Below are 11,932 nucleotides of genomic sequence, written 5' to 3'. Positions count from 1 at the left end.
GGGGCCGGGGGGGCGGGCGGCGCGGGGCCGCGGATGGACAGGGCGCGCGGGGGCGGAGTTAACGGAAGAAGGGCCGCACCCCTGGGGGTGCGGCCCTTCTGTACTGCGCTCCGTGTCGCCCGAAGGGCGAACCGAAGGAACAGGTGCTACTTGGTGACCTTGGTCACCGTTCCGGCGCCGACGGTGCGGCCACCCTCACGGATGGCGAAGCCGAGGCCCTCCTCCATCGCGATGGGCTGGATGAGCTCAACGCTGATGTCGGTGGTGTCGCCGGGCATGACCATCTCGGTGCCCTCGGGCAGCGTGATGACGCCGGTGACGTCGGTGGTACGGAAGTAGAACTGCGGGCGGTAGTTCGTGTAGAACGGGTTGTGACGGCCACCCTCATCCTTCGACAGGATGTAGGCGGTGCCCTCGAAGCCGGTGTGCGGGGTGACCGAACCGGGCTTCACGACGACCTGGCCGCGCTCGACGTCTTCACGCTTGGTGCCGCGGAGCAGCAGACCACAGTTCTCGCCGGCCCATGCCTCGTCAAGCTGCTTGTGGAACATCTCGATACCGGTGACCGTGGTCTTCTGCGTCGGGCGGATGCCGACAATCTCGACCTCGGAGTTGATCGCGAGGGTACCGCGCTCTGCACGGCCGGTGACGACGGTTCCACGACCGGTGATCGTGAAGACGTCTTCGATCGGCATGAGGAACGGCTTGTCCTTGTCGCGGATCGGGTCGGGGATCGACTCGTCCACGGCCTCCATCAGCTCTTCGATCGACTTGGTCCAGGTGGGGTCACCCTCGAGGGCCTTCAGCGCCGAGACGCGGATGACCGGAGCGTTGTCGCCGTCGAAGTTCTGGCTCGAGAGGAGCTCGCGAACCTCGAGCTCGACGAGCTCCAGGATCTCTTCGTCGTCGACCGCGTCGGACTTGTTCAGCGCGACCAGCAGGTAGGGGACGCCGACCTGGCGGGCGAGCAGAACGTGCTCACGGGTCTGGGCCATCGGGCCGTCAGTGGCCGCGACGACGAGGATCGCGCCGTCCATCTGGGCGGCACCGGTGATCATGTTCTTGATGTAGTCAGCGTGACCCGGGGCGTCGACGTGCGCGTAGTGGCGCTTCTCGGTCTCGTACTCGATGTGCGAGATGTTGATCGTGATACCACGCTGCTTCTCTTCAGGAGCAGAGTCGATCTGGTCGAAGTTGAAGGTCTTGTTGAACGCCGGGTACTTGTCGGCCAGCACCTTGGAAATCGCCGCGGTGAGCGTGGTCTTTCCGTGGTCAACGTGACCGATCGTTCCGATGTTTACGTGCGGCTTAGTCCGCTCGAACTTGGCCTTGGCCACTGGGTCCTCCTCAGGACTTTCATGCTGGGCAGCCGATCGAGAGTGTCGACCGGCTGCACGGCGGGGTGTTGTTTACATATATTACTAGGCCCGGGAGGGCCGGGAAGCGAGGGTGTTACTCGCCCTTGTTCTTCTGGATGATCTCGTCGGCGACAGCCTTCGGAACCTCCGCGTAGCTGTCGAACGTCATCGAGTACACCGCGCGTCCCGAGGTCTTCGACCTCAGGTCGCCGACGTAACCGAACATTTCGCTCAGCGGGACGTTAGCACGGATGACCTTGACGCCGGTGGCGTCTTCCATCGACTGGATCTGGCCACGACGGGAGTTCAGGTCGCCGATGACGTCGCCCATGTACTCCTCGGGCGTGCGCACCTCGACGGCCATCAGCGGCTCGAGGAGAACGGGGCTCGCCTTGCGAGCCGCCTCCTTGAACGCCATGGTGCCGGCGATCTTGAACGCCATCTCCGAGGAGTCGACATCGTGCGAAGCGCCGTCGAGCAGGATGCCCTTGACGCCCACCATCGGGTAACCGGCGAGAACGCCGACGCCCATGGCAGCCTGCATTCCCTGGTCGACCGAGGGGATGTACTCGCGCGGCACGCGGCCACCCGACACCTTGTTCTCGAACTCGTAGATCTTGTCGGCCGTCACTTCGAGCGGCTCGATCGAGATCTGGATCTTCGCGAACTGGCCCGATCCACCCGTCTGCTTCTTGTGGGTGTAGTCGTGCTTCTCGACCGTGCGACGGATCGTCTCGCGGTACGCGACCTGGGGCTTGCCGACGTTCGCCTCGACGTTGAACTCGCGACGCATGCGGTCGACGAGGATGTCGAGGTGGAGCTCGCCCATGCCCTTGATCACGGTCTGGCCCGTGTCCTGGTTCTGCTCGGTGCGAAAGGTCGGGTCTTCTTCGGCCAGCTTCTGGATCGCGAGACCCAGCTTCTCCTGGTCGGCCTTCGTCTTCGGCTCGATCGCGACCTCGATCACGGGCTCCGGGAAGGTCATCGACTCGAGCACGACCGGGTGCGCCGGGTCGGCCAGGGTGTCACCGGTGGTGGTGTCCTTCAGGCCGATGACGGCGTAGATGTGACCGGCGGTGACCGAGGGGACCGGGTTCTCCTTGTTGGCGTGCATCTGGAAGATCTTCCCGATGCGCTCCTTCTTGCCCTTGGTCGCATTGATGATCGACGCACCCGAGTCGACGTGACCCGAGTAGACGCGGATGTAGGTCAGACGCCCGAAGAACGGGTGCACGGCCACCTTGAACGCCAGAGCGGCGAACGGGTCGGTCGAGTTCGCGCCGCGGGAGATGACGATCTCCTCGTCGCGCACGTCGTGGCCCTCGACGTTCGGAACGTCGAGCGGGCTGGGCAGGTAGTCGACGACAGCATCGAGCATCGGCTGCACGCCGCGGTTCTTGAACGCGGAACCGCAGAGAACCGGGTAGATCTCGCTGCTGACGGTGAGCTTGCGGATCGCCGCCTTGATCTCGGCGACCGAGAAGTCGACGTCACCGGAGAGGTAGCGCTCGAGCAGCTCGTCGCTGGTCTCTGCGACGACCTCGATGAGCTTCTCGCGGTACTCCGCTGCCTGCTCGGCGAGGTCGGCCGGGATCTCCTCGATCTCGTACTTGGCACCCATCGCCACGTCACCCTTGGCGTCTCCACGCCAGGTCAGCGCGCGCATCTCGACGAGGTCGACGACGCCCTCGAAGGAGGACTCCGCACCGATCGGGAGCTGGATGACCAGCGGGCGGGCGCCGAGGCGCTTGACGATGGTGTCGACGGTGAAGTAGAAGTCAGCGCCCAGCTTGTCCATCTTGTTGACGAAGCAGATGCGGGGCACGTCGTACTTGTCGGCCTGGCGCCAGACGGTCTCCGACTGGGGCTCGACGCCCTCCTTGCCGTCGAAGACGGCGACGGCACCGTCGAGCACGCGGAGCGAACGCTCCACCTCGACCGTGAAGTCGACGTGACCGGGGGTGTCGATGATGTTGATCTGGTTGTTGTTCCAGAAGCACGTGGTGGCAGCCGACGTGATCGTGATGCCGCGTTCCTGCTCCTGCGCCATCCAGTCCATGGTGGCTGCGCCATCGTGGACTTCACCGATCTTGTGAGTGATGCCCGTGTAGAACAGGATGCGCTCGGTTGTGGTGGTCTTGCCGGCATCGATGTGGGCCATGATGCCGATGTTGCGGACCTTGTTCAGGTCGGTAAGCACGTCCTGTGCCACGGATTTCCTCCGATTGGATTGCTGCGGGTGTGGGTGGCGTGGATGCCCGGTACGAGCATCCACGCCATCATGCTGGGAGCCTGCGGCTTACCAGCGGTAGTGCGCGAAGGCCTTGTTCGACTCGGCCATCTTGTGGGTGTCTTCACGGCGCTTGACTGCCGCGCCGAGACCGTTCGATGCGTCGAGGATCTCGTTGGTGAGGCGCTCGGTCATCGTCTTCTCACGACGGCCCTTCGCGTAGGTGGTGAGCCAACGCAGTGCCAGCGTGTTCGCACGGTGAGGCTTGACCTCGACGGGAACCTGGTAGGTCGAGCCACCGACGCGGCGGCTCTTGACCTCGATGGTCGGGCGCACGTTGTCGAGCGCCTTCTTGAGTGTTACAACAGCGTCGGCGCCGTTTTTATTCGCAACGCCCTCGAGTGCGTCGTAGACGATGCGCTCGGCAAGGCCCTTCTTGCCGTCGAGGAGGATCTTGTTGACGAGCTGGCTGACGATCGGTGCGCCGTAGACGGGGTCTGCGACGACGGGGCGCTTGGGAGCGGGACCTTTACGAGGCATTACTTCTTCTCCATCTTCGCGCCGTACCGGCTGCGAGCCTGCTTGCGGTTCTTGACAGCCTGGGTGTCGAGGGCGCCGCGGACGATCTTGTAACGCACGCCGGGGAGGTCTTTCACACGACCGCCGCGCACGAGCACCATCGAGTGCTCCTGCAGGTTGTGGCCCTCACCGGGAATGTAGGCGGTGACCTCGGTGCCGTTGGAGAGCTTGACGCGGGCGACCTTGCGGAGAGCCGAGTTCGGCTTCTTCGGGGTGGTGGTGTACACACGGGTGCACACGCCACGCTGCTGCGGGTTGGACTTGAGAGCAGGCGCTTTGGTCTTCGTGACCTTGCGCGTTCGGCCCTTTCGGACCAGCTGCTGAATGGTAGGCACTACGTAACTCCTTGTGTTTACTGCACGGTGACAGCTGCTACTGATGATTAGCATTCGAACGCGGCAGGGCCAGAAGCCCTGTCAGTCGAGTTCATTTGGACCTACCTGCACGCACACGAGAACCGAATCTCAGGCGCCTGTCGAGGGTAGGTATGCCGTGGGGGCCGAGCGAACGGAACAGTGAGACTGGCGTTCGAACGAGCCCTGCTTTGTATGATGCATGTCTGGCCAGGAACCGCCCTGCGCTGAGAGATCAGAGCGGGCACGGCACGAGAGCACGACAAAGCGCACACCCCGGAAATGTTACCCGCTGTGACGGTCGCGGTCAAATGGCGCAGGGCGTCGTGAGGCCGGCCGGAGCCAGGCTTCAGGCCGTCGGCTCGGCGACCGCGCGGTCGTACTCCTCGCGTGCCGCGATGTTCTTCGCCTTGAGCTTGCGGCCGTGCGATGCGATCCAGGCCCCGGCCCAGATCGGCACCTCGCGCGCCACGAGCGCCGCCGCCAGGGTGAGCGGGTCCATCACGAGCGAACGGATGAAGCTGCTGATGTCGGTGGCCGACAGCGTCCACGCCTGCACGGCGACGAGCGCTCCGAGGATGGAGGCTCCGTAGACGATGACCGCGATCAGGAAGCCGCCGAGCACGTACGCCCACCAGCCTGCCCGGTTCACGATCACCACGGTCAGGATGAGGGCCAGCGCGAAGAAGATCACGGGCACGTAGAAGGCGGGGCTGGCCGCGAACTGGCCGACCACCGAGAACAGGCGGCTCGCCGGCACCGAGAAGGCCAGGATGACGCCGCCGACCGCCGCGTAGACCACGGCGAAGACGAGGGTGGCCAGCAGCGAGACGAGAATGCCGAAACCGCGGTTGCTGCGTTTCTTGGGCTCGTGGATGATCGGCACAGCGATCGCGCCGGGCTGCCCCGTGCTCGGGCCGGGATACACGGCGCCGGGCGCGGCGGGCTTCTGGTCCGTGGCAGGGTGGGCGGCGGCGGGTGCGGCGGCGCCTGCAGCCGCAGAGCCCGCAGCAGCGGATCCGACGGCCACAGACCCGGCAGCCACAGACCCGGCCACGGCGGCGAGCGCGGCGGCTGAGGCGGCGGTGGCTCCGACGCCGGCAGCCGAGCCGCCGCGCTGAGCGTCATGCTCGGAGCGGGACTCCGGCGAGGGCTGCCCGGGGGCGACGAACGCGGCGGGTGGCGGGTTGAAGGCGGCGGCGGGGTACGCGACGGTACCGGTGTCGGCCGGCGTCGCCGGCGCGTCCGTCACGGCGCGTTCGGCGGGCGCAGCAGCGGCGGCGGCGGGCGCAGCGGTAGCCGGCGCAGCAGCATCGGCGGGGGTCTGCCAGCGCGGCGCGAGCTCGGGAGTGGCGGCGGCTTCGGGAGCCGTCGGGGCGTCGAACACCTCGGCGGCGGGCGCGAGGGGCTCGGCGACCGGTGCACCGGAGGCGGAGTCGTGCGGCGCGGAGGGCTGCTCCCAGCCGGGCACGGGTTCGGGCACGGGTTCGGGCGCCGGAACGGTGGGGTCGGCCTGGGCCGAATCCGAGTAGGCAGTATCGGGCGCGACAGAGGCGGCGCCAGCGTCGGCCGCATCCGAGAAGGGCGCGTCGGAAGCGACGGAGGCAGAGCCCATGTCGGCCGCATCCACGGAGTGCGCGTCGTCGGCCACCGCCGCGTCGTGTGCGACAGGGGCAGAGCCAGCATCCGAGAACGGCGCATCGTGCGTGACGGGGGCCGCGTCGGCGGCATCCGCAGCCGCGACATCCGCATCGCCGGGATACTGCGCATCGGCGTAGGCACCGTCGGCAGACGGCTCGCCCGCGTAACCGGCGTCGGCCGGCCCAGATCCGTCAAGCCCAGAATCGACAGGCCCAGACCCCTCAGGCCCAGACCCCTCAGGCCCAGACTGGTCAGCCCCGGCCGCCCCACCCTCCGGCGGCGTGGGCGGCGTGCCGCCCGCCTCTTCGGTCGGAGTGTCGTCGAAGGGGCGGTCGTCAGTGCTCATGGGCACACTCTAACAATGGGCAACCCTCAACTGAGGGAGGTCACGCTGCGCCGCCTCGAAATGGCGATCAGGGTGAACGCGATTCCGAGACCGGCGACGACAAGGAGAACGATGACGGCTCCCCCGACCAGCGCGCCGGCGGATCCGGACCCCGTCAGCAGTGCCTGCATCCCCCGTACCCCGGCCGAGACCGGCAGGAACGACGAGACGGTCTGGAACCAGTCCGGGCTGAGGGCGGCGGGCACCAGCACCCCGGCCGCTGCCACCTGCAGCACCAGGAACGTGAGCGAGATCAGCCGGCCGATCCGCCCGAAGAGCGCGACCAGCCCCTGGTGCATGGCCACGAACGCCACCGACAGCCCCAGAATGAAGAGCGCGCCGCCGAGGGGGTTCGCCGACCCCAGGCCGATCAGCTGCAGCCCCACGATGACCACCAGCGCCTGCACGACCGCGAGCGCGAGCGCGGGAAGCAGCGACTGGCGCAGGACGCGGCCGCCCGACGCCGACGAGGCGAGTGCCTGCACGGTGAACGGTGTGAGCAGCAGGTACAGCGCGAAGGCCCCGATCCAGAGCCCCACCGGAACCATCACCGAGGCGGTCGCGACCTGCGCGGTGGGCAGGGCCTGCGTGTCGGAGACGGTCGTGACGACGGGGTTCGTGGCAACGGCCGAGAGCGTCTTCTGCTGGTCGGCGGTGTAGCTCGGGATCTTTCCCGCGGCGCTGGTGAGCCCCGTCGAGAGCTGCGTGACACCCGTCGCGATGCCCGTCGTGCCCTGGGCCAGCTGGGACGCGTAGCCGTTCAGGTCCGTCGTGCCCGTGGCGAGCTGGGCAGCGCCGCCCGCGGCGTCTGAGAGGCCGGTGGCGAGGGCGGGCGTCGAGTCGGCGAGGCCGGTCGTGCCCTTGGCGACGAGGGTCGTGCCCTCGGTGAGCGCACCCGAGGCGACGGTTCCGACATCCAGAGCCACACCGATGCCGAGACTCGACAGGGCGATGTCGTCTGACGCCTTCTGGATGTCGGCGAGCCGGGCCTGCACCTCGGCCGGGCTGAGCGTCGGCAGGTCGGTGGAGAGCTTCGAGATGCTGGCGTTCAGCGCCGCCTGCTTCGTCTCGATGTCCTTCTGCTTCGACGCCGTGTCCTTCAGCCCGGCGGTGATCAGGCCGCTGCCGTCGCGCGAGGCGACGGCGAGGTCGTTCAGACCCTTGGTGAGCTCCGGCAGCTTCGCCGTGCTCGACGCGGCTTCGGCGAGGCCGCCGCTCAGCTTCTGCATGTTCGTGTCGACCTGGTCGACTCCCGAGGCGACCCCGGCACCGAGCTGGCTCACCTGGCCGGCACCGGTGGCCAGTTCTCCCGCCTTGCCGGCGACCGTGGTCAGCTGGTCGTGGATGCTCGTCAGCCCGCCGAGCAGGCCCGTGACGTAGCCCTGGGTGAGGCTCGTCGCGAGCACATCGTGCACGTTCGTGGCCAGCGCCGACGCGAGCAGGTCGGCGACGTAGCTCTGCCCCCCGTTGGTCTCCACCTGAAGCGGAGCGGCGGTCGGGGTCGCCCCATCGCTCGAGATCGACACGTAGAGCGCCGAGAAGTTGCTCGGAATCGTGACGACAGCCGAATACGCCCCCGACTCGAGGCCCGACCGCGCATCGTCGGCGTCGGTGATGGTCCAGCTGAAGCCCGAGCCGGCCTGCCCGCCGACCAGCTGGCTGGTGAGCAGCTTGCCCGCCGCAACCGGCGTGGCCGTTCCGCCGATGGTTGCGGTGATCGGTGTGTCGAGGTTCACGACGGCCGCGGGGAGGTCGGGCGTGCCGCTCGAACCGGTGGGGGCGTTCTGCAGCGCGAGCACGGCGACCCCGGCGACGAGCAGCGGAGTGGCGACGGCGAGCACGAGCGCGACGATGCGGGCTCCGGATGATCGTGGTGCACGGTCGGCGGACTTCAACAGTGTCGACAGCATGCTCATACGAGGGCTTCCCGTTCGGTGAGGGTGGTCGTGGAGACGAGCTGCAGTTCGGTCACCGGCCGCAGCGAGGCGAACGCGAACGGCCGGGCGGCCCGGCTGGAGCGCGGGGCTGTGAGCAGGTCGACGGAACGGGTGGATGCCGCGGCGGCGGGCATCGCTGCGTTGGGCATCGCGACAACGAGCGTGACGGTGCTGCGCGCCTCGGTGTCCACGGCCCGCACGAGCTCGGCGGCGAGCGCCGGATCGAGGTGGCGCGCATCGACCGCCACCAGCTCGGCGGAGGAGGCGAGCGCCAGCGCTACGTCGATGCACCAGCGTGCGGGCAGTCCGAGGGCAGCGAGCGGGGTGGATGCGCCCGTCGGCTCGGCGCCGGCCCCCGCAGCACCGTCGCGCAACGCAGCGTTTGCGTGAGCGGCGTTCGCGTGCGCGGCCACCACTGCCTCGAGAACACGGAGGTGTCGGGCGACGGCGTCGAGCTGCTCGTGCCGGCGACCGCGACGGGCGTCGAGCCGCACCTCGCCGAGGAGGTACTCCCCCACCGTGAGCGCCGACTCGGCGGCTGCAGCCCCCGCCCCGGCCCCTGCCCCTGCTCCCGCACCGGCGGGGAGCACGAGCCGGGCCGCGCGGCGCACGGCCGAGCGTTCGAACGGCTGCGGGTGCCCGAAGACGCTGAGGTGTCCCTCGAACCGCGGGATGCGCGCCGTCACGGCGGCCAGCACCATCGCGGCAGCCACGTCGGGGGCGAGGTCGGAGTCTGCTCCGGCCGGCTCGTGCACGAGCAGGAGGGCGCCGGGCGCGACGTCGAGGTCGAACGGAGCGAGCCCGGGCAGCGCGAGGTCGCCGGCCGCGATCGCCGCGCCGATCGGCGGAATGACGGCAGGGGGCGCGAGCTGAGCGGCACGGGCAGCCTTCAGCTCACGACGTGCGTCCGCCCTGCGGGCTTTCGCGAGCGCGCGCTTCTCCGCTCCGACAGCGGCGCGCGTGACGGGAGGGAGGCCCTCGGGATCGACGGCAGCAGCTTCAGCGGCCGAGCCGCCCGCGACCGCGGTTCCGGCATCCGGAGCCGACTCGAGCACAGCACCGCCGGCATCCGGAGTCACCCCGCGCACCGGCCCACCGGCATCCGGAGCCGCATCACCCGCATCGCCCGCCGGCGAACCGCCCGCTCCACCCGGCCGCCAGTCGCGCGCCGCGATCAGCTCGTGCACCTTCTCACCCTCGATGTCGACGTTCGGCAGCAGCCGCCCGAGCCAGGCCGGCAGGTACCATGCCGCGTCGCCGAGCATCGTCATGATGGCCGGGATGAGGGTCATGCGCACGAGGAACGCATCGATCAGCACGCCGATCGCCAACGCCCCCGCGAGCGGCTGCACGGCCGCCGATGCGCCGGGGAAGAACGAGGCGAACACGCTGAACATGATGAGCGCGGCCGCCGTGACCACGCGGGCGGCGGCGCTGAAGCCGTCGGCGACCGCCTCCTTTGCCCTGCCGGTGCGCGAGTAGTCCTCCCGCATGCGCGAGACGAGGAAGACCTGGTAGTCCATGGCGAGCCCGAACAGCACGGCGATGACCAGGATCGGCATGAAGCTGATCACCGGCCCCACCTTCTGCACGCCGAGCAGGTCGGCCAGGTGACCTTCGTTGAAGATGAGGGCGACCACGCCGAGCGAGGCGCCGACAGAGAGCAGAAAGCCGAGGGTCGCGGTGATCGGCACCGCCAGCGAGCGGAAGACGATCATCAGCAGCACGAGACAGAGCCCCACGACGACGAGCGCGAACGGCAGCAGTGCCGCTCCGAGCACGCCCGAGATGTCGATCGCCACGGCCGTCTGCCCGGTCACCATGTAGGTGAAGCCGTTCGCCGCCTGGAACCCGGCGGCCCCGTCTCGGATGGTCTGCACCAGCGCCTTCGTCGCGTCGGAGTCGGGTGCGCTCGACGGCGTCACCGAGACGATCGCCATGTCGAGGGCCTGGTTGGGAATGACGGCGCTGACCGCGGCGACATCGGGGATGCCCGTGAACTGGGCCCCGAGAGCATCGAGTGCCTTCTGCAGGTCGGTCGCCTGCACCGCGCTGATGTCGGCGGTCACGAGCAGCGGGCCGTTGAACCCCGGGCCGAACCCCTTCGCGAGCGTGTCGTAGGCGACCCGGGCCTGGGAGCCGGGGGCGTCGTACCCCGCGTCGGGCACCGTGAGCTTCAGCCCGAAGGCCGGCAGGGCCACCACCGCGAGAGCGAGCGGGATCAGGATGACCGTGATGAGCGGTTTCCAGGTCACCAGCGTGACCCAGCGGCGGCCGAGCGTCGGCTTCGTGGCGTGCTCGGGGTTGGCCAGCTCATGCTCCCGCCGTGCCGCGCGCGAGTTCGGCTTCGGGATGAGCTTCGTGTTCAGCAGGCCGAGCAGGGCCGGGAGGAAGGTCAGCGACACCGCCATCGCGAGCACCACGCCGCAGGCCGCGCTCACGCCCATCACCGACAGGAAGGGAATGCCGACCACCGACAGCCCGATCAGCGCGATGATCACGGTGATTCCGGCGAACACGACGGCGCTGCCCGCGGTGGAGGCCGCGATCGCGATCGACTCGCGGGGCGGGATGCCCGCCACGAGCTGGGAGCGGTGCCTCGAGACGATGAAGAGGGAGTAGTCGATGCCGACGGCGAGCCCGAGCATCGACGAGAGGATGGGGGCCGTGGCCGAGATCGTGGTGAAGTCGGCGATGATCGTGATGGAGGACCCCGTGATCAGCACGCCGGCGAGAGCGGTGACCAGCGGCATCCCCGCGGCCAGCAGCGAGCCGATCGTGATGGCGAGGATGACCAGGGCGACGAGCACGCCGATGGCCTCCTGGCTGTTGTCGGCGCCGTCGGGCGGGGCGACGCCCGCGTAGGCCACGCTCAGCCCACCCGTCGCCGCCGTGTTGCCGTCGGTCTGGATCGCTTCGGCATCCGTCTGCGTCAGCTCGGTGGCCGGCACGGAGTAGTTCACCGACACATAGGCCATCGAGTTGTCGGGGGCGATCTGCTGGGCGGCTGCCGCGTTCTGGTCGGCGTTGCCGGAGGTGCTGAAGGGGTCGGTGACCGCGGCGACCTTCTGCAGAGTCTTGAGCTGGGTCGCCGCGGCGCTGATCTGCGGCTGGAAGTCGCGGATGCTCTGCCCCTCGGGCGCGATGTAGATCACCTTCGACCCTGCACCGTTCGCTGCGGGGAAGCGGCTGTTCAGCATGTCGATCGCCGTCTGCGACTGCGTGTTCGGAATCTCGACGGACTGCGATTCGACGCCCGCGAACACCCGCGACCCGACCACCGCAGCGACGACGATGAGCAGCCAGACGCCGATCATGACGAAGTGCCGGCGCGCGGAGAAAGCCCCGATGCGATAGAGCAGAATGGCCATCTCTTCCCCCGAAACAGGCGACACACCGAGTCGGTCATGCGGGCGATGACACAGCAGAAGTCGAGGTGCTCCTCGCTC

7 protein-coding genes are annotated in these 11,932 nt (G+C 68.7%); all 7 read right to left on the bottom strand.

Translation table 11 applies throughout. The annotated features are described in order from the left end of the window. Window positions 1-146: 146 nt before the first annotated feature. The 7 genes from tuf to C5B96_RS01930 all read right to left on the bottom strand — a co-directional run bounded on the left by tuf (window position 147) and on the right by C5B96_RS01930 (window position 11,854). Window positions 147-1,337 carry an elongation factor Tu gene (gene tuf / locus C5B96_RS01960; protein WP_104242440.1) on the bottom strand — a complete coding sequence of 397 codons (1,191 nt, stop codon included), beginning with the start codon at window positions 1,335-1,337 and terminating at the stop codon, window positions 147-149. 115 nt (window positions 1,338-1,452) lie between these two features. Further along, the gene (gene fusA, locus C5B96_RS01955) at window positions 1,453-3,570 is read right to left on the bottom strand and encodes an elongation factor G (protein ID WP_104242438.1); all 2,118 of its coding nucleotides are present in this window, start codon (window positions 3,568-3,570) and stop codon (window positions 1,453-1,455) included. An 87-nt stretch (window positions 3,571-3,657) separates the two neighbouring features. Continuing rightward, a complete protein-coding gene (gene rpsG / locus C5B96_RS01950) occupies window positions 3,658-4,128 on the bottom strand; it encodes a 30S ribosomal protein S7 (protein ID WP_104242435.1) in 471 nt (156 codons plus the stop codon). Next, on the bottom strand, window positions 4,128-4,502 hold the full coding sequence (gene rpsL / locus C5B96_RS01945; protein WP_104242432.1) for a 30S ribosomal protein S12: 375 nt from the start codon (window positions 4,500-4,502) through the stop codon (window positions 4,128-4,130). Before rpsL ends, rpsG begins: the two co-directional genes overlap by 1 nt. 367 nt (window positions 4,503-4,869) lie before the next feature. Further along, window positions 4,870-6,507, bottom strand: coding sequence for a hypothetical protein (locus tag C5B96_RS01940; protein WP_104242430.1), 1,638 nt, complete (start codon window positions 6,505-6,507; stop codon window positions 4,870-4,872). A gap of 26 nt (window positions 6,508-6,533) precedes the next feature. Further along, window positions 6,534-8,462, bottom strand: a complete 1,929-nt coding sequence (locus C5B96_RS01935) for a YhgE/Pip family protein (RefSeq protein WP_104242428.1) — start codon at window positions 8,460-8,462, stop codon at window positions 6,534-6,536. Further along, window positions 8,459-11,854, bottom strand: coding sequence for an MMPL family transporter (locus C5B96_RS01930; protein WP_104242426.1), 3,396 nt, complete (start codon window positions 11,852-11,854; stop codon window positions 8,459-8,461). Before C5B96_RS01930 ends, C5B96_RS01935 begins: the two co-directional genes overlap by 4 nt. Between the last annotated feature and the right edge of the window lie 78 nt (window positions 11,855-11,932).

The organism is Subtercola sp. Z020 (assembly GCF_002931235.1).
Classification (GTDB): Bacteria; Actinomycetota; Actinomycetes; order Actinomycetales; family Microbacteriaceae; genus Subtercola.
Note: the sequence above shows the minus strand (reverse complement) of the source record. Positions and strands in the feature narration are given on the sequence as shown.